20 protein-coding genes are annotated in these 23632 nt (G+C 70.7%); 17 read left to right on the forward strand and 3 right to left on the reverse strand.

Annotated features, from left to right (window positions below):
- Window positions 1-177: 177 nt before the first annotated feature.
- Window positions 178-2160 carry a threonine--tRNA ligase gene (gene thrS / locus ACZ61E_RS09185; RefSeq protein WP_469698904.1) on the forward strand — a complete coding sequence of 661 codons (1983 nt, stop codon included), beginning with the start codon at window positions 178-180 and terminating at the stop codon, window positions 2158-2160.
- 23 nt (window positions 2161-2183) lie between these two features.
- On the opposite strand, the gene ACZ61E_RS09190 is transcribed toward thrS, so the two are convergent.
- Window positions 2184-2888, reverse strand: a complete 705-nt coding sequence (locus ACZ61E_RS09190) for a potassium channel family protein (RefSeq protein WP_469698906.1) — start codon at window positions 2886-2888, stop codon at window positions 2184-2186.
- Window positions 2889-2952: 64 nt separating this feature from the next.
- Between ACZ61E_RS09190 and ACZ61E_RS09195 the strand changes: the two genes are divergently transcribed.
- The gene (locus ACZ61E_RS09195; protein ID WP_469698907.1) at window positions 2953-3525 is read left to right on the forward strand and encodes an HIT family protein; all 573 of its coding nucleotides are present in this window, start codon (window positions 2953-2955) and stop codon (window positions 3523-3525) included.
- A gap of 15 nt (window positions 3526-3540) precedes the next feature.
- Here the strand turns inward: ACZ61E_RS09195 and ACZ61E_RS09200 are convergent, their stop codons facing one another.
- A complete protein-coding gene (locus tag ACZ61E_RS09200; protein WP_469698908.1) occupies window positions 3541-5193 on the reverse strand; it encodes a hypothetical protein in 1653 nt (550 codons plus the stop codon).
- 165 nt (window positions 5194-5358) lie between these two features.
- A complete protein-coding gene (locus ACZ61E_RS09205) occupies window positions 5359-7572 on the reverse strand; it encodes an elongation factor G-like protein EF-G2 (RefSeq protein WP_469698910.1) in 2214 nt (737 codons plus the stop codon).
- Window positions 7573-7740: 168 nt separating this feature from the next.
- On the opposite strand from ACZ61E_RS09205, the gene pgsA reads away from it, so the two are divergent.
- The 15 genes from pgsA (at window position 7741) to ACZ61E_RS09280 (ending at window position 23530) form a co-directional block, all read left to right on the forward strand.
- Window positions 7741-8451 (forward strand): phosphatidylinositol phosphate synthase, encoded by a 711-nt coding sequence (pgsA, locus tag ACZ61E_RS09210; protein ID WP_469698911.1) that lies wholly within the window; start codon window positions 7741-7743, stop codon window positions 8449-8451.
- Entirely contained in the window at window positions 8448-9428 is a 981-nt protein-coding gene (locus ACZ61E_RS09215) for a phosphatidylinositol mannoside acyltransferase (protein WP_469698912.1), read from the forward strand. Before pgsA ends, ACZ61E_RS09215 begins: the two co-directional genes overlap by 4 nt.
- Window positions 9425-10588 (forward strand): glycosyltransferase family 4 protein, encoded by a 1164-nt coding sequence (locus tag ACZ61E_RS09220; RefSeq protein ID WP_469698914.1) that lies wholly within the window; start codon window positions 9425-9427, stop codon window positions 10586-10588. The genes ACZ61E_RS09215 and ACZ61E_RS09220 overlap by 4 nt, the downstream gene beginning before the upstream one ends.
- Before the next feature lie 157 nt (window positions 10589-10745).
- Window positions 10746-11288 (forward strand): hypothetical protein, encoded by a 543-nt coding sequence (locus ACZ61E_RS09225; RefSeq protein WP_469698916.1) that lies wholly within the window; start codon window positions 10746-10748, stop codon window positions 11286-11288.
- Between the two features lie 200 nt (window positions 11289-11488).
- Window positions 11489-12337 carry a pyridoxal 5'-phosphate synthase lyase subunit PdxS gene (gene pdxS, locus ACZ61E_RS09230; protein ID WP_469698940.1) on the forward strand — a complete coding sequence of 283 codons (849 nt, stop codon included), beginning with the start codon at window positions 11489-11491 and terminating at the stop codon, window positions 12335-12337.
- On the forward strand, window positions 12327-12932 hold the full coding sequence (pdxT, locus tag ACZ61E_RS09235) for a pyridoxal 5'-phosphate synthase glutaminase subunit PdxT (RefSeq protein WP_469698918.1): 606 nt from the start codon (window positions 12327-12329) through the stop codon (window positions 12930-12932). Before pdxS ends, pdxT begins: the two co-directional genes overlap by 11 nt.
- 62 nt (window positions 12933-12994) lie before the next feature.
- A complete protein-coding gene (locus tag ACZ61E_RS09240; RefSeq protein ID WP_469698919.1) occupies window positions 12995-13747 on the forward strand; it encodes a YebC/PmpR family DNA-binding transcriptional regulator in 753 nt (250 codons plus the stop codon).
- Between the two features lie 199 nt (window positions 13748-13946).
- Complete coding sequence (gene ruvC, locus ACZ61E_RS09245; protein ID WP_469698920.1) at window positions 13947-14504, forward strand: crossover junction endodeoxyribonuclease RuvC; 558 nt, start codon at window positions 13947-13949, stop codon at window positions 14502-14504.
- Window positions 14501-15124: a Holliday junction branch migration protein RuvA gene (gene ruvA / locus ACZ61E_RS09250; protein ID WP_469698921.1), complete on the forward strand. Its 624-nt coding sequence runs from the start codon at window positions 14501-14503 to the stop codon at window positions 15122-15124. Before ruvC ends, ruvA begins: the two co-directional genes overlap by 4 nt.
- A gap of 91 nt (window positions 15125-15215) precedes the next feature.
- Window positions 15216-16337, forward strand: coding sequence for a Holliday junction branch migration DNA helicase RuvB (gene ruvB, locus ACZ61E_RS09255; RefSeq protein ID WP_469698922.1), 1122 nt, complete (start codon window positions 15216-15218; stop codon window positions 16335-16337).
- 162 nt (window positions 16338-16499) lie between these two features.
- Window positions 16500-16964, forward strand: coding sequence for a preprotein translocase subunit YajC (gene yajC, locus ACZ61E_RS09260; RefSeq protein WP_469698923.1), 465 nt, complete (start codon window positions 16500-16502; stop codon window positions 16962-16964).
- 144 nt (window positions 16965-17108) lie between these two features.
- Window positions 17109-18911, forward strand: a complete 1803-nt coding sequence (gene secD / locus ACZ61E_RS09265; protein WP_469698924.1) for a protein translocase subunit SecD — start codon at window positions 17109-17111, stop codon at window positions 18909-18911.
- Window position 18912: 1 nt separating this feature from the next.
- On the forward strand, window positions 18913-20052 hold the full coding sequence (gene secF / locus ACZ61E_RS09270; RefSeq protein WP_469698925.1) for a protein translocase subunit SecF: 1140 nt from the start codon (window positions 18913-18915) through the stop codon (window positions 20050-20052).
- Window positions 20049-20594 carry an adenine phosphoribosyltransferase gene (locus ACZ61E_RS09275; protein ID WP_469698926.1) on the forward strand — a complete coding sequence of 182 codons (546 nt, stop codon included), beginning with the start codon at window positions 20049-20051 and terminating at the stop codon, window positions 20592-20594. Before secF ends, ACZ61E_RS09275 begins: the two co-directional genes overlap by 4 nt.
- A gap of 272 nt (window positions 20595-20866) precedes the next feature.
- On the forward strand, window positions 20867-23530 hold the full coding sequence (locus ACZ61E_RS09280) for a RelA/SpoT family protein (protein ID WP_469698928.1): 2664 nt from the start codon (window positions 20867-20869) through the stop codon (window positions 23528-23530).
- The last annotated feature ends 102 nt before the right edge of the window (window positions 23531-23632 follow it).

A 23632-nucleotide genomic window follows, 5' to 3' on the forward strand; every position in this document is an offset into this window, starting at 1 on the left:
ACGCTCGGCAGATGGCGTCCGGCCGACTGCCCGAATCGGTGATACCCGCGCCCTTTGCGCCGTACGCCGGAGACGGCGGCGCAATTGGACTGTTTGGCGAGTGGCCCCTCCGGCTCGGTACCATTTCCGTCGCGTACGGATACCAGCCCGCACGCCCCCCGAGTGAAGGAGAGACCGGTGTCAGATGTCCGCGTGACCATCGAACGCGATTCCGAGCGGGAAGAGCGCGTGGTGACGACGGGCACTACGGCGGCCGACCTCTTCCCCGGCGAGCGCACCGTGATCGCCGCCCGCGTGGGCGGCGAGCTGCGGGACCTCAGCCACCAGGTCGCCGACGGCGACAGCGTCGAACCCGTGGAGATGTCGTCCGAGGACGGCCTGGACATCCTGCGTCACTCCACCGCGCACGTCATGGCGCAGGCCGTGCAGGAGCTGTTCCCCGAGGCCAAGCTGGGTATCGGCCCGCCGATCAAGGACGGCTTCTACTACGACTTCGACGTCGCCGAGCCCTTCACCCCCGACGACATCAAGCGCGTCGAGAAGAAGATGCAGGAGATCCAGAAGCGCGGCCAGCGGTTCTCCCGCCGGGTCACCACCGACGAGGACGCCCGGACCGAGCTGGCGGACGAGCCGTACAAGATCGAGCTGATCGGGCTCAAGGGCAAGGCCGCCGACGCCGCCGAGGGCGCGTCCGCCGAGGTCGGCGGCGGTGAGCTGACCATCTACGACAACCTCGACGCCAAGACCGGCGAGCTGTGCTGGAAGGACCTGTGCCGGGGTCCGCACCTGCCCACCACCCGTAACATCCCGGCTTTCAAGCTGATGCGCTCCGCCGCCGCCTACTGGCGCGGCAGCGAGAAGAACCCGCAGCTCCAGCGGATCTACGGCACCGCCTGGCCGTCCAAGGACGAGCTGAAGGCCCACCTCGACTTCCTCGCCGAGGCCGAGCGCCGCGACCACCGCAGGCTCGGCAGCGAGCTCGACCTCTTCTCCTTCCCCGACGAGCTGGGCTCCGGCCTCGCGGTCTTCCACCCCAAGGGCGGGGTCATCCGCAAGGAGATGGAGCAGTACTCGCGCCACCGCCACGAGGTGTCCGGGTACGAGTTCGTCAACACCCCGCACATCTCCAAGAAGAAGCTCTTCGAGACCTCGGGACACCTGCCGCACTACGCGGAGGGCATGTTCCCGCCCATGGAGTTCGACGGCCAGGACTACTACCTCAAGGCCATGAACTGCCCGATGCACAACCTGATCTTCAAGGCGCGCGGCCGGTCCTACCGCGAGCTGCCGCTGCGTCTCTTCGAGTTCGGCACGGTCTACCGTTACGAGAAGTCCGGCGTCGTGCACGGCCTCACCCGCTCACGCGGCTTCACCCAGGACGACGCGCACATCTACTGCACCAAGGAGGAGATGGCGCAGGAGCTGGACTCCCTGCTCACCTTCGTGCTGGAGCTGCTGCGGGACTACGGCCTGTCCGACTTCGAGCTGGAGCTGTCCACCCGCGACCCGGAGTCCGACAAGTTCATGGGCGAGGACGCCGAGTGGGAGGAGGCCACCGCGGCGCTCCAGGAGGCCGCCGACAAGCAGGGGCTGCCGCTGGTCCCCGACCCGGGCGGCGCCGCGTACTACGGCCCCAAGATCTCCGTACAGGCCAAGGACGCCATCGGCCGCTCCTGGCAGATGTCCACCATCCAGGTCGACTTCCAGCAGCCGAAGCGCTTCGAGCTGGAGTACACCGCGCCGGACGGCTCCAAGCAGCAGCCCGTCATGATCCACCGTGCGCTGTTCGGCTCGATCGAGCGCTTCTTCGCCGTGCTCCTCGAGCACTACGCGGGCGCGTTCCCGGCCTGGCTGGCGCCCGTCCAGGCGGTCGGCATCCCGATCGGCGACGCGCACGTGCCCTACCTCCAGGAGTTCGCCGCGCGGGCGAAGGCCAAGGGGCTGCGGGTCGAGGTCGACGCGTCGGCGGACCGGATGCAGAAGAAGATCCGCAACCACCAGAAGGCCAAGACACCGTTCATGATCATCGCTGGTGACGAGGACGTCGCCAACGGCGCGGTGTCCTTCCGCTACCGGGACGGCACCCAGAAGAACGGCATCCCCGCCGACGAGGCCCTGGCCGAGCTGCTGGACGTCGTGGAGCGCCGCGTACAGGTCTGAGGAACGGCCCGCCGCCCCCGGCGTCAGATTCCCGGGGGCGGTACGTCCTTAGGCGGCGGCATCCCGCGCTCCGCCCTGCTCGCCCGGTCCTCCCGGCCGAAGACCTGGATCAGCCAGGACGAGAAGGCGCCGGTGACCGCCCCCAGCAGCGCCAGGCCGCAGAGCATCAGAAAGACCGCGAACAGCCGGCCGAGCGAGGTCACCGGGGTGACATCGCCGTAACCGACCGTGGTGATCGCCGAGCAGGCCCACCAGACCGAGTCCCCGAAGGTCCGGATGGTGGCCCCCGGCGCGTCGCGCTCCTGCTGGTAGACGGCGAGCGCCGTGGCGAAACTCAGCAGGGCCGCCGTCACCCCCGCGTACAGCATCACCCGCCCGTACAGGCTCAGCCGTGGCTCGTCCCGGCGGCGCTGGAGCGCCACATAGGTGTTCACGATGCGCACCGGGCGCAGCAGCGGCAGCAGCAGCACGACCGTGTCCAGCCAGTTCTTCGTGACGAAGCGCGCCCCCTGGCCGCTCAGGAACAGCCGGACCGCGTAGTCCACGCCGAACAGCGTCCAGATGGTGAACAGGAGGGACAGCGCCGTGTCCCGCACGACGGGGTCGCTGCTCCGGTTCAGCACGCAGACCGCGTAGCAGGCGAGGAAGAGGAGCGAGCCGGCGAGCAGCGGCAGTTCCACGCGCCGCTCCCAGTCACGCAGCCGCTCGGGTCGGTTCCGGACACGCATCGCGCCAGCATGGCGGGGTGTGCGCGGGCGGGCCCGGCGACACGCTCCAGCCGGCCGAAGTCATATGCTTCACAGCATGATGAGCGAGCCGGAGCAGCAGATCGGAGTGGGTACCCAGGACGCGTTCCAGCGTCTGTGGACGCCCCACCGGATGGCCTACATCCAGGGCGAGAACAAGCCCACCGGTCCGAACGCGGACGACGGCTGTCCCTTCTGCTACATCCCGCGCAAGTCCGACGAGGACGGGCTCGTCATCGCCCGCGGCGAGTCGGTCTACGCGGTGCTGAACCTCTATCCGTACAACGGCGGCCACCTCATGGTCGTACCGTTCCGGCACGTCGCGGACTACACGGAGCTGGACGCGGACGAGACCGTCGAACTGGCCTCGTTCACCAAACAGGCGATGACCGCGCTGCGTACGGCGTCCGGGGCGCACGGCTTCAACATCGGCATGAACCAGGGCACCGTGGCGGGAGCGGGCATCGCCGCCCACCTGCACCAGCACGTCGTACCGCGCTGGGGCGGCGACGCCAACTTCATGCCCGTCGTCGCGCACACCCGGGTACTGCCCCAACTGCTCGCCGACACACGGGTGATGCTGGCGGACGCGTGGCCGGCGCCGGGCTCCTCCTCGTAACGCCGGCCACCGGTCCTACGCGTCGTACACGTCCACCTTCTTCGGTGTCGGGTCCTGGACCGCGCCGCTGAGGGACGAGGAGCGGCTGCCGAAGCGCTCGGTGTCCACGCCGTTCTCGTTCAGCACCCGCAGGGCCGCCGCGTGCGCCACCCGCAGCACCGGTGTGGCCGCGCGCATCGCGTCGTCGGCCATGAAGCGGTGGCGCCAGGGCTTGTCCGCCCAGGCGTGCCGCAGGCCGAAGGGCTCGGGCAGCGACAGCTTCCCACCGAGGAAGTCGAGGACCGGCGGGTACCAGGTGAAGGGGGCGCGGACCGCCAGCCGGACGGCCTCCTTCGGCTCCACCAGCGGCAGACTGTGCGTCGTGGTCTCCCAGAACCTGACCGTCTTCGGCTTGGTGACCGTCTTCGGCGACGGCTTCGAGAAGAAGAGGGGGTTCACCGGCCCCAGCGCGTGACCCGTCACCTCGATGCGCAGCGTCTCGTGCAGGACCGTCACCGTGATCATCATGGTGATGATCAACTGGCCGTCCCAGAGGACGAACTGCACACCCAGGTAGTGCCGGTCACCGGCGCCGAACTGCTGGTGGTTGCAGATCCGCTGTATCTCGTGCGGTTTGACCTGGTACGCCTCGACGTCCTGCCCGTCGGGCCTGCTGACCGATCCGGCGTTCTCGTCGACCGGCCGTACGATCCAGTGCTTGACCTCGGGCTTGGGGAAACCACCGGAGTTGAGAGGGCCGCGCTCCAGCATCTTCAGCTGGTCGTGCATCGCCTTTATGACGTCGTAGCTGCGGAACTGGTGGATCTCCTTGCCGGCCTCCTTGGGAACCAGCTCCTCCGCGAGGGTCCAGTTGCCCCACCGGGTGCCCATGCCCAGTATCCCCTTGGGCCCCGCGTAGAAGACCGCGTTGGAACGCTGCTCCGCGGTCAGCTTCTCCAGCCCGCTGCGCAGCTCCTCCCGCGCCGTCTCGTCGGGATGCCCCGGCACCGCCTCGGGCACCTTGGCGCCGAGACCGCCGCCCGCCAGGAGGTCGGTCCAGCGGGCGCGCAGGTCCTTCGCCGTCGTCTCGCAGATCCGCTTGGCGAGCAGCCAGCCGATGACGGGCGCGATGATCACACCGCGCAGATACCAGCCGAGGAACCCCGTGAACGGCAGCGCCACCAGGAAGACCACCGCCAGGGCCGCGACGCCGAGCAGCAGGGCGCCGCCGATGGCACCCGCCTTCTTGTCCTTCGAACCCGCCAGTGTCCTGCGCAATTGGAAGACGCCGATCCACAGCAGCGTCCCCGGCAGGAACAGCAGCCCGAACAGGACGGTCACCAGGGTGAGCCGGGTGTCGCGCTCCTTACGGATGCGGGAGGCCGCCAGCGCGTGCTCGACCACCGTCTGCGGCTCCGTGCCGAAGGACTGGATGAGCGCGGCACGGCCGCCGCCCAGCATCCGGGTCTGCACCGCGCGGGAGAACGCCTCGCCCAGATTCGGCTCGAACAGCGACACCTTGCCCTTCTTCACCTCGGACTTGTGCCACTCGCTGTTCGCCTTGAGGATCTCCTCCACCGGGCTGTCCCGGTACGCCGCCGAGGCCAGGGCATGCGTCGCCGCCGTCTGACCCGCCGACCCCTGAAGTGGAACCTGAGCCCCAGGAGAGAAATCGAATCCGTCCGACACTGTCCGCCCCCATCGCCGCGAGCATCCGCTGCTGCGCCCTCTTCCCAACTGCCGTGCCCCGCACACCTGCTGAGCTGGGGCGCATCACAGCGTAGCCGGGGCACACGCCCCGCGTCAGGGAGAAACCGGACCCCGCTCCGCACGTCCCGCCCGCGTCACACCGGCTCAGGCCCCCACGGCGGCTCCGGCGCTCTCGCGGAACCGGTCGGCCAGGTGGGGCGGCATCGCCTCGTGCCGGGCGTACGAGCGGCTGAACCGTCCCGCGCCGTGCGACACCGACCGCAGGTCGATCGCGTACCTGCCGATCTCGATCTCGGGTACCTCGGCCCGTACGACCGTCCGCCCCTCCCCGGCCCGGTCGGTGCCGACCACCCGGCCGCGCCGCCCCGACAGATCGCTCATCACGGGCCCCACGTACTCGTCGGGGACCACCACCTCCACCACGGCGACCGGCTCCAGCAGGTCGATACGGGCTGCCGCGGCTGCCTGGCGCAGCGCCAGCGCCCCGGCCGTCTGGAAAGCGGCGTCCGACGAGTCCACCGAGTGCGACTTTCCGTCGACCAGCGTCACCCGCACGTCGACCAGCGGATGTCCGGCCGCGACACCGCGCGCGGCCTGTGCCCGCACGCCCTTCTCCACGGAGGGGACGAACTGCCGGGGCACCGCGCCGCCGACGACCTCGTCGACGAACTCGACACCGGACCCGGCAGGCAGCGGGTCCACCTCGATCTCGCAGATCGCGAACTGCCCGTGGCCGCCGGACTGTTTGACGTGCCGGCCGCGTCCCGCCGCCCGTTCGCCGAAGGTCTCCCGCAGCGCCACCCTGTGCGGCACCACGTCCACCTGCACGCCGTAGCGGTGGCGCAGCCGCTCCAGCGCCACGTCCCTGTGCGCCTCGCCCAGACACCACAGGACGACCTGGCGGGTGGCCTGATTCTGCTCCAGACGCATCGTCGGATCCTCGGCGGCCAGCCGCGCGAGCCCCTGCGACAGCCGGTCCTCGTCCGACGTGCTGTGCGCCTCCACGGCGAACGGCAGCAGCGGGTCGGGCATGGCCCAGGGCCGCATCAGCAGCGGATCGTCCCTGGCGGAGAGCGTGTCGCCGGTCTCCGCGCACGACAGCTTCGCCACACACGCCAGATCGCCCGCGACGCAACTGCCCAGCGCGCGCTGCTGCTTGCCGAAGGGAGCCGAGAGCCCGCCGATCCGTGTCTCGACGTCGTGGTCCTCGTGGCCCCGGTCGGTGAGACCGTGCCCGGAGACGTGCACCGTCTCGTCGGGCCGCAGGGTGCCGGAGAAGACCCGCACGAGGGAGAGGCGCCCGACGTAGGGGTCCGACGCCGTCTTCACCACCTCGGCGACCAGCGGGCCGTCCGGGTCGCAGACCGGACGCGGTCGCGCCGAGCCCCCCGGCGTGGTCACCTCGGGGGCCGGGCGCTCCAGCGGGGTCGGGAAACCACCGGTGATCAGTTCGAGCAGCTCGACCGTGCCGAGGCCCTGGCGGGCGCCGTCGGCGGCGGGCGCGGCCGCGAGGACGGGGTGGAAGACACCGCGGGCGACGGCCTTCTCCAGATCGTCCACCAACGTCTGCTCGTCGATCTCGCCGCCGCCGAGATAGTGGTCCATGAGCGTCTCGTCCTCGCTCTCGGCGATGATCCCCTCGATCAGCCGGTCACGGGCCTCGTCGATGAGCGGCAGCCGGCCGGGATCGGGCGTCAGGGCCCGGCGGGTGCCGGAGGAGTAGTCGTGGATCCGCCGCGAGAGCAGCCCGGTGAGCCCGGTGACCGGCGCGTGCCCGTCCGGGCCCTCGGGGCCGTACACCGGCTGGAAGAGCGGCAGGACGGCGTCGGGGTCGTCGCCGCCGAAGATCCGGCCGCAGACCCGGGTCAGCTCGTCGAAGCCGACGCGGGCCGTCTCCAGATGCGTCACGACGATGGCGCGCGGCATGCCGACGGCGGCGCACTCCTCCCACACCGCGCGGGTGGCGCCGGCCACCGCCTCCGCCTCCTGGGCGGCCGAGACGACGAAGAGGGCCGCGTCCGCCGCGCGCAGACCGGCCCTCAGCTCCCCGACGAAGTCCGCGTAGCCGGGGGTGTCCAGCAGATTGATCTTGCACCCGCCCCACTCCAGTGGGACGAGCGAGAGCTGTACGGAACGCTGCTGCCGGTGCTCGATCTCGTCGTAGTCGGAGACGGTGCCGCCGTCCTCCACCCGGCCCGCACGCGTGAGCGCCCCGGCGGTCAGCGCCAGGGCCTCGACGAGAGTGGTCTTGCCGGATCCGCTGTGGCCGACCAGCACCACGTTCCGTACGGAGGAGGGCCGGTCGACCGTCGCCGCCCTTCCGGCGGCCCCGGGATGCCCGTTCGCCTTGTCGCCCATGATCGTGCCTCCCGAACGATCGCACGGTGAGGAGGGGGCGCGGGCGACGGGAGCCGCGCGGCGGTTCCGGCGGCGCCCACGGTGGTCCTTCGAGCTTTCCACTCGTGTCGGCCCGCGTCCATACGTGGGTGGGCGCCCCGGCGGTGGAGCCGGTCGGGGCTGGCTACGATGGGCCAGCCGGCGGCCGATGGGGCGGCCGGCCAACCGACCGTCGGGAAGGCCATGCTGAACAAGTACGCGCGTGCATTCTTTACGCGTGTCCTCACCCCGTTCGCCGCGTTTCTGCTCCGCCGGGGGGTGAGTCCCGACGCTGTGACGCTCATCGGTACGGCGGGAGTGATGGCCGGTGCGCTGTTCTTCTTCCCCCGCGGAGAGTTCTTCTGGGGCACCATCGTCATCACGCTCTTCGTCTTCTCCGACCTCGTCGACGGCAACATGGCGCGGCAGGCCGGGATCTCCAGCCGGTGGGGGGCCTTCCTGGACTCCACGCTCGACCGGGTCGCCGACGGCGCCGTCTTCGGCGGATTCGCGCTCTGGTACGCGGGGACGGGCGACAACAACGTGCTGTGCGCCGTGTCGATCTTCTGCCTGGCGAGCGGCCAGGTCGTCTCGTACACGAAGGCCCGCGGCGAGTCCATCGGACTGCCCGTGGCGGTCAACGGGCTCATCGAGCGCGCCGAGCGCCTGGTCATCTCGCTGGTGGCGGCGGGTCTCGCGGGGCTCCACGCGTTCGGCGTGCCCGGGATCGACATCCTGCTGCCGATCGCGCTCTGGGTGGTGGCCGCCGGCAGTCTGGTGACCCTCGGACAGCGCGTGGTGACCGTACGGCGGGAGGCCGCCGAGGCGGACGCCGCCAGTACGAGCGAGTCCGCCTCATGAGCGGCGCGCGGGACCGGATCGTGGACGCGCTCTACGGGGTCGGCTGGAGCACCGTCAAGAGGCTCCCCGAGCCGGCGGCCAACGCACTCGGCAGGACCGTGGCCGACACCGTGTGGAAGCGGCGCGGCCCCAGTGTGCTGCGGCTCGAATCGAATCTGGCCCGCGTGGTGCCGGACGCCGGCCCGGAGCGTCTGGCAGAGCTGTCGAGGGCCGGCATGCGCTCGTACACGCGGTACTGGATGGAGTCGTTCCGGCTGCCCGTATGGAGCGCGGAGCGGGTACGCGACAGTGTCGAGGTCAAGGACATCCATCTGCTCGACGAGGGCCTCGCCACCGGGCGGGGCGTCGTCCTCGCCCTGCCGCACCTCGCCAACTGGGACCTGGCGGGTGCCTGGCTGACCCGGGGGATGGGCGTCCCGTTCACGACCGTCGTGGAACGGCTGAAGCCCGAATCACTCTTCGACCGCTTCGTCGAGTACCGCGAGAGCCTCGGTATGGAGGTGCTGCCGCACACCGGCGGCAGCGCCTTCGGGACGCTCGCCAGACGCCTGCGGGCCGGAGGCCTGGTCTGTCTGGTCGCCGACCGGGACCTGTCCGCGTCGGGCGTCGAGGTGACCTTCTTCGGTGAGAGGACGCGGATGCCGGCCGGGCCCGCGATGCTGGCGCAGCAGACCGGGGCGCTGCTGTTCCCGGTGACGCTCGGCTTCGACGGTCCGAAGCTCATGCGGGGGCGGGTGTATCCGGCCGTCGAGGTGCCGGAGACAGGCAGACGGGCCGAGAAGACGTCCGTGATGACACAGGCCCTGGCGGACAAGTTCGCCGTCGGCATCGCCGAGCATCCGGAGGACTGGCACATGCTGCAACGGCTGTGGCTCGCCGATCTCGAACCGCGTACCGGTGACGGCGCCGGGGCGGCGGGAGGCCCCGAAGGAGCCGGGGCCGCGGGGAGCGCCGGGCGTGCCGGGGGGACCGGGTGAAGATCGGCATCGTCTGCCCGTACTCCTGGGACGTACCGGGCGGAGTGCAGTTCCACATCAGGGACCTGGCGGACCATCTGATCCGTCTCGGCCACGAGGTCTCGGTGCTCGCGCCCGCCGACGACGACACCCCGCTCCCGCCGTTCGTGGTGTCCGCCGGACGTGCCGTACCCGTCCCGTACAACGGCTCCGTGGCCCGGCTGAACTTCGGCTTCCTGTCGGCGGCGCGCGTACGGCGCTGGCTGCACGACGGCACCTTCGACGTCATCCACATCCACGAGCCCACATCGCCCTCGCTCGGGCTGCTCACCTGCTGGGCGGCGCAGGGCCCGATCGTGGCGACGTTCCACACGTCGAACCCGCGCTCGCGCGCGATGGTCGCCGCGTATCCGATCCTCCAGCCGGCGCTGGAGAAGATAAGCGCACGGATCGCGGTCAGCGAGTACGCCCGGCGCACGCTGGTCGAGCACCTGGGCGGCGACGCGGTCGTCATCCCCAACGGCGTGGACGTCGGCTTCTTCTCCGGAGCCGAGGCCAACCCCGAGTGGCAGGGCGGCACGATCGGCTTCATCGGGCGCATCGACGAACCCCGCAAGGGGCTGCCCGTCCTGATGAAGGCCCTGCCGGCGATCCTCGAAGCCTTCCCGGCGACCAGGCTGCTGGTCGCCGGCCGCGGTGACGAGAAGGAGGCGGTGGAGTCGCTTCCCAAGAAGATGCGTGACCGCGTCGAGTTCCTCGGCATGGTGAGCGACGAGGACAAGGCGCGGCTGCTGCGCAGTGTCGACGTGTACGTGGCGCCCAACACCGGGGGCGAGAGCTTCGGCATCATCCTGGTCGAGGCGATGTCGGCGGGCGCGGCGGTGCTGGCGAGCGACCTGGACGCGTTCACGCAGGTACTGGACCAGGGCGAGGCGGGCGAACTGTTCGCCAACGAGGACGCGGACGCGCTGGCCCGGGCGGCGATCCGGCTCCTGGGAGACCCGGAGCGCCGCGACGAGCTGCGCCGGCGCGGGAGCGCGCACGTGCGGCGCTTCGACTGGTCGACGGTGGGCGCGGACATCCTGGCGGTCTACGAGACGGTGACCGACGGGGCGGCGTCGGTGGCCACGGACGAACGCGTGGGCCTGCGCGCCCGCTTCGGCCTGGCGACCCGCGACTAGCGCCCTCCGGCCGGGGTACGGGGCGCGCCCTCAATCGCCGGGCGGCTCAACCGAGCCCGTCCGGCGATTGAGGACAGCGGGGTGCCGGGGGGCGCCCCCGGTTTCGGGAAGGGGCGGGGTGGGGGAACACACCCCCGCTCCCAGTAGCCTGCCGTGCGTGACCGAAACCCTGATCTGGATCTTCGTCGGGCTGCTGGCGATCGGCCTCTACCTCAGCTGGACCGCCGGCCGCCTCGACCGCCTCCACTCACGGATCGACGCCGCCCGCGCCTCCCTCGACGCCCAGTTGCTGCGCCGCGCCTCGGTCGCCCAGGAGCTGGCCACCGCCGGTGTCCTCGATCCCGCCGCCTCGATCGTGCTCTACCAGGGCGCGCACGCCGCGCGCCAGGCCGAGGAGGAGCAGCGCGAGGTGGCCGAGAGCGAGCTGAGCGAGGCGCTGCGGGCCGTGTTCGGGGAAGCCGCGCAGGTCGAGGCCGTACGGGAGGCGCCCGGCGGCGAGGAGGCCGCGACCGAGCTGGCCGCCGCCGTACGCCGCGTACCCATGGCCCGCCGCTTCCACAACGACTCCGTACGCGCGGCCCGCGCCCTGCGCAGGCACCGCACCGTCCGCTGGTTCCGGCTCGCCGGGCACGCGCCGTTCCCGCTCGCCTTCGAGATGGACGACGAGCCGCCGGTCGCCCTCGCCGACCGCCCCCAGTAGCGCGCCGCCCCGCCGGCCGGGGGCCGCGAGAACGATCCACCGGCCTTCCATTGGCCCTTGCTGTGGACTGGTCCGGAGAGGTTTGCTCTGCTCGTCGAACCGCTCCCTTCCCCGTTCCCCAGTGAGGTCGTCCCGTGTCCAGCACGCTTCCCACCACCAGCCAGACCCCCGAGACCGGCACCGCGCGTGTGAAGCGCGGAATGGCCGAGCAGCTCAAGGGCGGCGTGATCATGGATGTCGTCACGCCCGAGCAGGCGAAGATCGCCGAGGACGCCGGAGCGGTCGCCGTGATGGCACTGGAGCGCGTTCCCGCCGACATCCGTAAGGACGGCGGCGTCGCGCGGATGTCCGACCCCGACATGATCGACGGCATCATCGAGGCCGTCTCGATCCCGGTGATGGCCAAGTCCCGCATCGGCCACTTCGTCGAGGCCCAGGTCCTCCAGTCGCTCGGTGTCGACTACATCGACGAGTCCGAGGTGCTGACCCCCGCCGACGAGGTCAACCACTCCGACAAGTGGGCCTTCACCACTCCGTTCGTCTGCGGCGCGACCAACCTGGGCGAGGCCCTGCGCCGGATCGCCGAGGGCGCGGCCATGATCCGCTCCAAGGGCGAGGCGGGCACCGGCAACGTCGTCGAGGCCGTGCGCCACCTGCGCCAGATCAAGAACGAGATCGCCAGGCTGCGCGGCTACGACAGCAACGAGCTGTACGCCGCCGCGAAGGAGCTGCGCGCCCCGTACGAGATCGTCAAGGAGGTCGCCGCGCTGGGCAAGCTGCCCGTCGTGCTGTTCTCCGCGGGAGGTGTGGCCACCCCGGCGGACGCCGCGCTGATGCGCCAGCTCGGCGCGGAGGGCGTCTTCGTCGGCTCCGGCATCTTCAAGAGCGGCGACCCCGCCAAGCGCGCCGCCGCCATCGTCAAGGCCACCACCTTCTACGACGACCCGAAGATCGTCGCGGACGCGTCGCGCAACCTCGGCGAGGCCATGGTCGGCATCAACATCGACACACTGCCCGAGTCCGAGCACTACGCGAACCGTGGCTGGTGACCCGGTCGCCGCGCGCGGCCCGCTGATCGGCGTCCTGGCCCTCCAGGGCGACGTACGCGAGCACCTGGCCGCCCTGACGGCGGTCGGCGCGGTGCCCACGACCGTACGGCGGCCGGACGAACTGGCCGCCGTGGACGGTCTGGTCATCCCCGGCGGCGAGTCCACCACCATGTCCAAACTGGCCGTCCTCTTCGGGATGCTGGAGCCGCTGCGCGAGCGCGTACGCGCCGGAATGCCCGTCTACGGCACCTGCGCCGGCCTGATCCTGCTCGCCGAGAAGATCCTCGACCCGCGCTCGGGGCAGGAGACCGTCGGCGGGATCGACATGATCGTCCGCAGGAACGCCTTCGGGCGGCAGAACGAGTCGTTCGAGGCGGCCGTCGACGTCGCGGGTGTGGGACCGGTGGACGGGGTCTTCATCCGGGCTCCCTGGGTGGAGTCCGTCGGCGCCGGGGTGGAGGTGCTCGCCGAGCACGACGGGCATGTCGTGGCCGTACGACAGGGCGGCGCCCTCGCCACCGCGTTCCACCCCGAACTCACCGGCGACCACCGGCTGCACGGGTTCTTCACCGAGATGGTGCGCTCCGCGGGGTGAGGGGATCCCGGTAGGATCTCTGCCGAACGGAGCAGGATTGGTTACGCGAAGGAGACAGGCAGATGTCCGGCCACTCTAAATGGGCTACGACGAAGCACAAGAAGGCCGTGATCGATGCCAAGCGCGGCAAGCTCTTCGCGAAGCTGATCAAGAACATCGAGGTCGCAGCCCGCACCGGCGGCGCCGACGTCGACGGCAATCCGACCCTCTTCGACGCCATCCAGAAGGCGAAGAAGAGTTCGGTGCCGAACAAGAACATCGACTCGGCCGTCAAGCGCGGCGCCGGTCTGGAGGCCGGTGGCGCCGACTACGAGACGATCATGTACGAGGGCTACGGACCCAACGGTGTCGCCGTCCTCATCGAGTGCCTCACCGACAACCGCAACCGCGCCGCGTCCGACGTCCGCGTCGCGATGACCCGCAACGGCGGCTCGATGGCCGACCCCGGCTCCGTCTCGTACCTCTTCAACCGCAAGGGCGTCGTGATCGTCCCCAAGGGCGAGCTGGGCGAGGACGACGTCCTGGGCGCCGTCCTCGACGCGGGCGCCGAGGAGGTCAACGACCTCGGTGAGTCCTTCGAGGTGCTCAGCGAGGCCACCGACCTGGTCGGGGTCCGCACGGCGCTCCAGCAGGCCGGTATCGACTACGACTCGGCCGACACCAACTTCGTTCCGACCATGCAGGTCGAGCTGGACGAGGACGGCGCACGGAAGATCTTCAAGCTGATCGACGCGCTGGAGGACAGCGACGACGTGCAGAACGTCTTCGCCAACTTCGACGTCTCGGACGACGTCATGGAGAAGGTCGACGCCTGACGCGCCGACTTCGGCGGGCGGCCCGGCCCCGGCTCGGCCGACGGCCCCGGCCCTGCTTCACACGGCGGGCCGACGGGGACACACCCCCGTCGGCCCGCCGCGTTGTCGGTGCCGACCGATACTGTGCTGATCAGGGGTTCTGACTCACCGGCAGAACAGGTGATCGGACGGGACCGGGAGTGCGAGGGGGAGGGGCACGATGCGGGTACTGGGCGTGGACCCCGGACTGACACGGTGCGGTGTCGGCGTCGTCGAGGGCGTCGCGGGGCGCCCGCTGACGATGCTCGGCGTCGGAGTCGTGCGTACGTCCGCCGACGCGGACCTCGGAGCACGGCTGGTCGGCATCGAGCGGGGCGTGGAAGCCTGGCTGGACGAGCACCGGCCCGAACTGGTCGCCGTGGAGCGGGTGTTCAGCCAGCACAACGTCCGCACGGTGATGGGGACGGCGCAGGCCAGCGCCGTCGCCATGCTCTGCGCCGCACGTCGCGGCATCCCCGTCGCCCTGCACACCCCGAGCGAGGTCAAGGCCGCCGTCACCGGCACCGGCCGCGCCGACAAGGCACAGGTCGGCGCGATGGTGACCCGGCTGCTGCGGCTGGACGCCCCGCCCAGACCGGCCGACGCGGCCGACGCCCTCGCCCTGGCCATCTGTCACATCTGGCGCGCCCCCGCGGTCAACCGCCTCCAGCAGGCGCACGCCGCGGCCAGGGCGTCCCGCCCCGCCGGCAACACACCCGTACGGAAGGTCCCCCGATGATCGCCTTCGTCAGCGGCCCGGTGGCCGCGCTCGCGCCGACCACCGCGGTGATCGAGGTCGGCGGTGTCGGCATGCTGGTCCAGTGCACGCCGGCCACCCTCGCCGGACTGCGGATCGGCGAGCAGGCCAGGATCGCCACGTCCCTGGTCGTCCGCGAGGACTCGCTCACGCTGTACGGCTTCGCCGACGACGACGAGCGCCAGACGTTCGAACTGCTCCAGACCGCGAGCGGCGTCGGTCCGCGGCTGGCCCAGGCGATGCTCGCGGTGCACGCGCCCGACGCGCTGCGCGTCGCCGTGGCCACGGGTGACGAGAAGACGCTGACCGCCGTTCCCGGCATCGGCAAGAAGGGCGCCCAGAAACTGCTGCTGGAGCTGAAGGACCGGCTCGGCGAGCCCCTCGGCACGCCTGTCGTCCGACAGGGCGTCGCCACCGCCCCCGCGTCCTGGAACGAACAGCTCCACTCGGCGCTGATCGGCCTCGGGTACGCGACGAGGGAGGCCGACGAGGCGGTCGCGCTGGTCGCGCCCCAGGCGGAGGCGGCGATCGCGTCGGGCGAGGCCCCCGCCGTACCGCGACTCCTGCGCGCCGCGCTCCAGTCGCTCAACCGGACCCGCTGACCCCGGCCCCGCCGCCCCCGCCGGGCCTGCCGCACCGGCCGAACTCCACGGGACCGTCCACGGACGTCCCGATTCCACGAGGTGATCCACAGTGAACTGGGACGACAGCCGCAGCGGTCCGCCGGGAGGCGGCCTCCCGGCGGACCCGACCGGCGGGCCCGGCCCGGCCGAGGAGGCCGAGCGGCTCGTCGGCTCGTCGGCCGACGGCGAGGACCAGGCCGTCGAGGCGGCCCTGCGGCCCAAGTCGCTGGGCGAGTTCGTCGGGCAGGAGCGCGTACGCGAACAGCTCGACCTCGTCCTGAAGGCGGCCCTGGCCCGTGGCGCCACCGCCGACCATGTCCTGCTCTCCGGCGCGCCCGGTCTCGGCAAGACCACCCTCTCCATGATCATCGCCGCCGAGATGGGCGCCCCCATCCGCATCACCTCGGGCCCCGCCATCCAGCACGCGGGCGACCTCGCGGCGATCCTCTCCTCCCTCCAGGAGGGCGAGGTCCTCTTCCTCGACGAGATCCACCGGATGTCCCGGCCCGCCGAGGAGATGCTCTACATGGCCATGGAGGACTTCCGCGTCGACGTCATCGTCGGCAAGGGCCCCGGCGCCACCGCCATCCCGCTGGAGCTGCCGCCGTTCACCCTCGTGGGGGCCACCACCAGGGCCGGACTCCTGCCGCCACCGCTGCGCGACCGCTTCGGTTTCACCGCGCAGATGGAGTTCTACGAACCCGCCGAGCTGGAACGGGTGATCCACCGCTCCGCGCACCTGCTCGACCTGGAGATCGACGCGGACGGGGCCGCCGAGATCGCCGGGCGCTCCCGCGGCACGCCCCGCATCGCCAACCGGCTGCTGCGCCGGGTCCGTGACTACGCCCAGGTCAAGGCCGACGGCTGGATCGACCGCGACATCGCCGCCGTGGCCCTGCGGGTCTACGAGGTCGACGAACGGGGCCTCGACCGGCTGGACCGGGCCGTGCTCCAGGCGCTGCTGAAGCTGTTCGGCGGGGGACCGGTCGGTCTCTCGACGCTCGCCGTCGCCGTGGGGGAGGAACGCGAGACGGTCGAGGAGGTCGCCGAGCCGTTCCTCGTACGGGAGGGGCTGCTCGCCCGTACACCGCGCGGCCGGGTGGCGACCCCCGCGGCATGGGCGCACCTCGGGCTGACCCCGCCCCCACGGGGGCCCGCCGCAAGCGGACAACCGGGGTTGTTCGGGGCGTGAGCGCGCAGTCACTCGTCCAGGCAGGAACCCCGGTGCCATGCCGGGCGTTGTTCCAATGATGCGGACTCGCTTAGACTCCGCCGATGCCGCCCGTAACGGTCGGCTACCCACCCCCGTATACCAGGCCGCTCGACAGCGGTCGTGCGAAGGAAGTTCCCTCCCGTGAGTCTCGTGACCCTTCTCCCCTTCATCGTGCTCATCGGGGCCATGTTCCTGATGACCCGGTCCGCCAAGAAGAAGCAGCAGGCCGCCGCGCAGATGCGCGACGAGATGCAGCCCGGCACCGGTGTCCGGACGATCGGGGGCATGTACGCCACCGTCAAGGAAGTTCACGACGACACGGTCCTCCTCGAGGTCGCACCGGCCGTCCACGCCGTGTACGCGAAGAACGCCGTCGGCGCCGTCCTCACCGACGCGGAGTACAACCGCATCGTGCACGGCGACGAGGAGGAGCCGGAGGACGACGCTCCCGTCGTCCCCGACGACGCCTCCTCGCTGACCGCGGACGACGCCCCGAAGCTCGACCTGGGCAAGAAGGACGGTCCCGAGGACACCGCCGCGGCCGACGCCGAGAAGGCCGAGTCCGGCAAGGACGGCAAGGCCGACGGCGAGAGCGGCGCGAAGTAACCACCTCCGGCACCGCGGTGCGTCCCCGGGCGTACCGCGGCTCCCGGAGCATGCGGTCATTCGCATGGGCAGGTCCCCACAACACTTCGGTGCCGCTCCGTCGCTCACCCGGCGTGGGGCGGTTGGACAGGGAGAAACGAAAAGGTGGCAGCACCTCAGAAGGGCCGAAGGCAGACGGGGGCCCCGGGAAAGCCGGGGCGCACCCTGATTCTGTTCCTGATCGCGATGATCGCCCTCGTCGGAGGGATGTTCGGGGCGGGCGAGATGACGCCGCGCCTGGGCATCGACCTCGCCGGTGGTACGACCATCACGCTCAAGGCCAAGAGCTCGCCGGGCCAGGCGAACGCGGTCAACGAGACCAACATGAACACCGCGGTCGGCATCATCGAGCGCCGTGTGAACGGTCTCGGCGTTCAGGAGGCCGAGGTTCAGACCCAGGGATCCGACAACATCATTGTCAACATCCCCAAGGGCACGAACTCCCAGCAGGCTCGTGAGCAGGTCGGCACCACCGCTCAGCTGTACTTCCGGCCGGTCCTGACCCTCGGCCCCGGCGATCCCTCCGCGCAGCAGCCGCCGCCGGACGCCAGCCCGGCCCCGAGCGCCGACTCGTCCAAGAGCCCCAGCCCCTCGGGCGGCGACAAGGGCGGCGACAAGCCGGACGAGGAGTCGGCGGACCCGCCGGCGGCCGAGGCTCCCAGCGCGTCCGAGACGACCCAGGGCCGCGCCCTGACGGAGGACCTGAAGGCCGACGCGACGCCCACGCCGTCCGGCTCCGGCAAGCCCGAGCCCTCCGGCAGCCCGTCCGCGAGCGAGCCCGCGACGCCGCCCGCCGACCCCGCGACCGAGAAGCTCCAGGCCGACTTCACCGCGCTGGACTGCACGAACGAGAAGGCCAGGGGCGCCCTCGGAGACAACGCGAAGCCGGGCGAGCCGACCCTCGCCTGCGGTGAGAACGACGGAGTCTGGGAGAAGTACATCCTCGGCCCCGCCGAGGTGGGCGGCAAGGACGTCGACGACGCCAACGCCACCATCAACCAGCAGACCGGTCAGTGGATCGTCCAGATGGACTTCACGAGCGGTGGCTCGAAGAAGTTCCAGGCCATCACCAGCAAGCTCTCGCAGCAGCAGGCCCCGCAGAACCAGTTCGCCATCGTGCTCGACGGCGAGGTCGTCTCGGCGCCCTCGGTGCGCCAGACGCTGAGCGCCAACGCCGAGATCTCCGGCAACTTCACCCAGGAGTCCGCGCAGGACCTGGGCAACATCCTGTCGTACGGCGCACTGCCCCTCACCTTCCGTGAGGAGACGGTCACCACCGTCACCGCCGCGCTCGGCGGCGAGCAGCTGGAGGCCGGGCTGATCGCCGGTGCCATCGGTCTCGCACTGGTGATCATCTACCTGGTGGTCTACTACCGCGGTCTCGCGCTGATCGCGATCGTCAGCCTGCTGGCCTCGGCGGTCATGACCTACGCGATCATGACTCTGCTCGGGCCGGGTATCGGCTTCGCCCTCAACCTTCCCGCGGTGTGTGGTGCGATCGTTGCGATCGGCATCACGGCGGACTCGTTCATCGTGTACTTCGAACGAATCCGTGACGAGATCAGAGAGGGCCGTACGCTCAGGCCCGCCGTCGAGCGGGCCTGGCCGAGGGCCCGGCGCACGATCCTGGTGTCCGACTTCGTGTCGTTCCTCGCCGCGGCCGTGCTGTTCACCGTGACCGTCGGCAAGGTCCAGGGCTTCGCGTTCACGCTCGGCCTGACCACGCTCCTCGACGTCGTCGTCGTGTTCTTCTTCACGAAGCCGATAATGACGCTGCTCGCCCGCACGAAGTTCTTCTCCAGCGGTGGTTCGTGGTCCGGTCTCGATCCGAAGCGCCTCGGGGCCAAACCGCCGTTGCGCCGCAGCCCCCGCCGTCTCAGCGCCCCCATCGACCCGAAGGAGGCGTGAGATGTCGCGACTCGGCGATCTCGGCGCCCGGCTCTACCGCGGCGAAGTCGGTTACGACTTCGTCGGGAAGCGCAAGTTCTGGTACGCGATCTCGGTGCTCATCACCATCGCGGCCATCGCCGGCCTGGCGATCCGCGGGCTCAACATGGGCATCGAGTTCAAGGGCGGTGCCGTCTTCAACACCCCGAAGACGAGCATCTCCGTGGCGGCGGCGCAGGACCACGCGGAGGAGGCCTCGGGCCACGACGCGATCGTCCAGAAGCTCGGCAACGGCGGACTGCGCATCCAGGTCACCGAGCTGAACACGGCGCAGGCAGACAAGGTGCAGGCGCAGCTCTCGAAAGACCTGAACATCCCCCAGGAGAAGATCAACGCCGACCTGGTCGGTCCGAGCTGGGGCAAGCAGATCGCCAACAAGGCGTGGATGGGCCTCGGGATCTTCATGATCCTGGTGGTGATCTATCTCGCGATTGCCTTCGAGTGGCGCATGGCGGTCGCCGCGCTGATCGCCCTGATCCACGACCTCACGATCACCGTCGGTGTGTACGCCCTGGTCGGCTTCGAGGTCACCCCGGGTACGGTGATCGGTCTGCTGACCATTCTCGGTTACTCGCTCTACGACACGGTGGTGGTCTTCGACAGCCTCAAGGAGGGGTCGAAGGACATCACCAAGCAGTCGCGCTTCACCTACAGCGAGATCGCCAACCGCAGCATCAACTCCACGCTGGTGCGTTCCATCAACACCACCGTGGTCGCGCTGCTGCCGGTCGCCGGCCTGCTGTTCATCGGTGGCGGTGTCCTCGGCGCCGGCATGCTGAACGACATCTCGCTGTCGCTGTTCGTCGGCCTCGCCGCCGGCGCGTACTCGTCGATCTTCATCGCCACTCCGCTGGTCGCCGACCTCAAGGAGCGCGAGCCGTCGATAAAGGCCCTGAAGAAGCGCGTCCTGGCCAAGCGCAAGTCCGCCGCGGCCAAGGGCGAGACGGCCGACTCCCCGGACGAGGGACCCGACGGGCCGAGCGGCGCGGAGCCCGAGGACGGTGAGGCCCCGGAGCGGGACGTCCCGCCCGCCGCCGTCGTCGCCGGTCCCCGGAGCCACGGAGGCCGTGGCCGCGGCCGTCCGTCGGGCAAGCGCCGATGACGGACGACAGCACGAGGGAACTGCTCCTCAGCCGGATCCGTGAGGTGCCCGACCATCCGAAGCCGGGCGTGGTGTTCAAGGACATCACGCCGCTGCTCGCGGATCCGAAGGCGTTCACGGCACTGACCGAGGCGCTCGCCGAGCTGTCGGTGCGGCACGGAGCCACGAAGATCGTCGGCCTGGAGGCGCGCGGCTTCATCCTGGCCGCGCCGGTCGCGGTGCGGGCCGGCATCGGCTTCGTCCCCGTCCGCAAGGTCGGCAAGCTGCCCGGTGCGACGCTCTCACAGGCGTACGACCTGGAGTACGGCAGCGCCGAGGTGGAGGTCCACGCCGAAGACCTCCAGGAGGGCGACCGCGTCATCGTCATCGACGACGTGCTCGCCACCGGCGGCACGGCCGGTGCCTCGGTCGAGCTCGTACGCCGCGCCGGCGCCGAGGTGGTGGCCGTGGCCGTCCTGCTGGAGCTCGGCTTCCTGGGCGGCCGGGACCGGCTGGAGCCGCGTCTGCTCGGCGCGCCGCTGGAGGCGCTGATCAAGGTCTGACCCGCACGTCACGGGTGACGAGAAATCGACGTGACGAAATACGGCAGAAGCGGACGCTCCGGGAATTCCACCCGGGGCGTCCGCGTTCTGTCCTCATCGACCCGGAATCGGTTCGCGGCCCTCGCGCAGGTGCTCTGAACAGGCTCCGCGCGGGAGCGGGAGTAGGTGTGCGCGCCCGCGTGGGCACCGGTCTCGTGAGCACCGGCGCGACGGGGTCGATACCATGGCCGTCCGGACCTGACCGGGGGACCCGGAAAGCACGAGGAGCGCTCTTGCCAGACGAGGCCCAGCCACTCGCCGCCGCCCAGCCCGATCCGCACGCAGACCAGGCCACAGCGGCGCCCGCCGCGCCGCAGAAGCCGGCGGACGGGGCGAGGAGAGCTGCGCACACGCCCGCCGAACGCAACGGCTCCGAACGCGCCCGGTCCGAGCACGACGGATCCGGACCCAGCGGATCCGATCCGGCGCGGAACGGCTCGAAGCCCCTGGACCCGGCCGCCGGCCCGGCACCGGCGCCCGGTTCCGCCCCGGCGTCGTCCACCCCCGCCCCCGGCTCCTCCTCCGCCAAGAGCCGGCTCCCGGTCCCCGTCACCGCGCCCAAGCCCGCCGCCCCCGCGGCCCCCTCGCGCTCCGGTGGATCCTCCAACCGCGTACGCGCCCGGCTGGCCCGCCTCGGCGTCCAGCGCTCGTCGCCGTACAACCCGGTCCTCGAACCGTTGCTGCGGACCGTACGCGGCAACGACCCCAAGATCGAGACCGCCGTGCTCCGCCAGATCGAGCGCGCCTACCAGGTCGCCGAGCGCTGGCACCGCGGCCAGAAGCGCAAGAGCGGCGACCCGTACATCACCCATCCCCTCGCCGTGACGACCATCCTCGCCGAACTCGGCATGGACCCGGCCACGCTGATGGCGGGGCTGCTGCACGACACCGTCGAGGACACCGAGTACGGCCTGGACACCCTCCGCAAGGACTTCGGCGACCAGGTCGCGCTCCTGGTCGACGGCGTCACCAAGCTCGACAAGGTCAAGTTCGGCGAGGCCGCCCAGGCCGAGACCGTACGCAAGATGGTCGTCGCCATGGCCAAGGACCCGCGCGTCCTGGTCATCAAGCTCGCCGACCGCCTCCACAACATGCGCACCATGCGCTATCTCAAGCGGGAGAAGCAGGAGAAGAAGGCCCGCGAGACGCTGGAGATCTACGCCCCGCTGGCCCACCGCCTGGGCATGAACACCATCAAGTGGGAGCTGGAGGACCTCGCTTTCGCGATCCTCTACCCCAAGATGTACGACGAGATCGTCCGGCTCGTCGCCGAGCGCGCGCCCAAGCGCGACGAGTACCTGGCCATAGTGACCGACGAGGTCCAGTCCGATCTGCGCGCCGCCCGCATCAAGGCGACCGTCACCGGCAGGCCCAAGCACTACTACAGCGTCTACCAGAAGATGATCGTGCGGGGCCGGGACTTCGCCGAGATCTACGACCTGGTGGGCATCAGGGTCCTCGTCGACACGGTCCGCGACTGCTACGCGGCGCTCGGCACCGTCCACGCCCGGTGGAACCCGGTACCGGGGCGGTTCAAGGACTACATCGCGATGCCCAAGTTCAACATGTACCAGTCGCTGCACACGACGGTCATCGGACCCAGCGGCAAGCCCGTCGAGCTCCAGATCCGCACGTTCGACATGCACCGCCGCGCCGAGTACGGCATCGCCGCCCACTGGAAGTACAAGCAGGAGGCCGTCGCCGGGGCGTCCAAGGTCCGCACCGACGTGCCCAAGAACGCGGGCAAGGGCGCGGGCCAGGACACCGTCAACGACATGGCGTGGCTGCGCCAGCTCCTCGACTGGCAGAAGGAGACCGAGGACCCCAGCGAGTTCCTGGAGTCCCTGCGCTTCGACCTGTCGCGCAACGAGGTCTTCGTCTTCACCCCGAAGGGCGACGTCATAGCGCTGCCCGCCGGGGCCACCCCCGTCGACTTCGCCTACGCCGTCCACACGGAGGTCGGCCACCGCACCATAGGAGCACGGGTCAACGGGCGGCTCGTCCCCCTCGAATCGACCCTCGACAACGGCGATCTGGTGGAGGTCTTCACCTCCAAGGCGTCGGGCGCCGGCCCCTCCAGGGACTGGCTGGGCTTCGTCAAGTCACCACGGGCCAGGAACAAGATCCGCGCGTGGTTCTCCAAGGAACGCCGCGACGAGGCCATCGAGCACGGCAAGGACGCCATCGCCAAGGCGATGCGCAAACAGAACCTGCCGATCCAGCGCATCCTCACCGGCGACTCGCTCGTCACACTCGCGCACGAGATGCGCTACCCCGACATCTCGTCCCTCTACGCGGCGATCGGCGAGGGCCATGTCGCCGCGCAGGGCGTCGTACAGAAACTCGTGCAGGCGCTCGGCGGCGAGGAGGCCGCCAACGAGGACATCGCCGAGAGCGCCCCGCCCTCGCGCGGACGCTCCAAGCGCCGCTCCAGCAGCGACCCCGGTGTGGTCGTCAAGGGTGTCGAGGACGTGTGGGTGAAGCTCGCCCGCTGCTGTACGCCGGTCCCCGGCGACCCGATCATCGGCTTCGTCACCCGGGGCAGCGGCGTCTCCGTCCACCGCGCGGACTGCGTCAACGTCGACTCGCTGTCGCAGCAGCCGGAGCGGATCCTCGAAGTGGAGTGGGCGCCCACCCAGTCGTCCGTCTTCCTCGTCGCCATCCAGGTCGAGGCCCTCGACCGGTCCCGGCTGCTGTCCGACGTCACACGCGTCCTGTCCGACCAGCACGTCAACATCCTGTCGGCGGCCGTCCAGACCTCCCGCGACCGGGTCGCCACCTCGCGCTTCACCTTCGAGATGGGCGACCCGAAGCATCTGGGGCACGTACTGAAGGCGGTACGGGGCGTGGAGGGCGTGTACGACGTCTACCGGGTCACCTCGGCCCGCAGACCGTAGGACACCCGACGACGCAGCGGGGGGGGGGGGGGGGGGGGGGGGGGGGGGGGGGCGGCGTGTTGGGGGGTTGGGGGGATCGAGCCCATAACGAAGCCCAGGCAT

The organism is Streptomyces sp. NPDC104581 (assembly GCF_055583685.1).

What these genes read in the sequence shown, in the direction of transcription:
- ACZ61E_RS09190 (WP_469698906.1), bottom strand. Translation starts at nt 2,888, where the DNA reads ATGCGTGTCCGGAACCGACCCGAGCGGCTGCGTGACTGGGAGCGGCGC.
- secF (WP_469698925.1), top strand. Translation starts at nt 18,913, where the DNA reads ATGTCGCGACTCGGCGATCTCGGCGCCCGGCTCTACCGCGGCGAAGTC.
- ACZ61E_RS09195 (WP_469698907.1), top strand. Translation starts at nt 2,953, where the DNA reads ATGCTTCACAGCATGATGAGCGAGCCGGAGCAGCAGATCGGAGTGGGT.
- pgsA (WP_469698911.1), top strand. Translation starts at nt 7,741, where the DNA reads ATGGGCCAGCCGGCGGCCGATGGGGCGGCCGGCCAACCGACCGTCGGG.
- ACZ61E_RS09240 (WP_469698919.1), top strand. Translation starts at nt 12,995, where the DNA reads ATGTCCGGCCACTCTAAATGGGCTACGACGAAGCACAAGAAGGCCGTG.
- ruvC (WP_469698920.1), top strand. Translation starts at nt 13,947, where the DNA reads ATGCGGGTACTGGGCGTGGACCCCGGACTGACACGGTGCGGTGTCGGC.
- pdxS (WP_469698940.1), top strand. Translation starts at nt 11,489, where the DNA reads ATGGCCGAGCAGCTCAAGGGCGGCGTGATCATGGATGTCGTCACGCCC.
- ACZ61E_RS09275 (WP_469698926.1), top strand. Translation starts at nt 20,049, where the DNA reads ATGACGGACGACAGCACGAGGGAACTGCTCCTCAGCCGGATCCGTGAG.
- ruvA (WP_469698921.1), top strand. Translation starts at nt 14,501, where the DNA reads ATGATCGCCTTCGTCAGCGGCCCGGTGGCCGCGCTCGCGCCGACCACC.
- ACZ61E_RS09215 (WP_469698912.1), top strand. Translation starts at nt 8,448, where the DNA reads ATGAGCGGCGCGCGGGACCGGATCGTGGACGCGCTCTACGGGGTCGGC.
- ACZ61E_RS09205 (WP_469698910.1), bottom strand. Translation starts at nt 7,572, where the DNA reads ATGGGCGACAAGGCGAACGGGCATCCCGGGGCCGCCGGAAGGGCGGCG.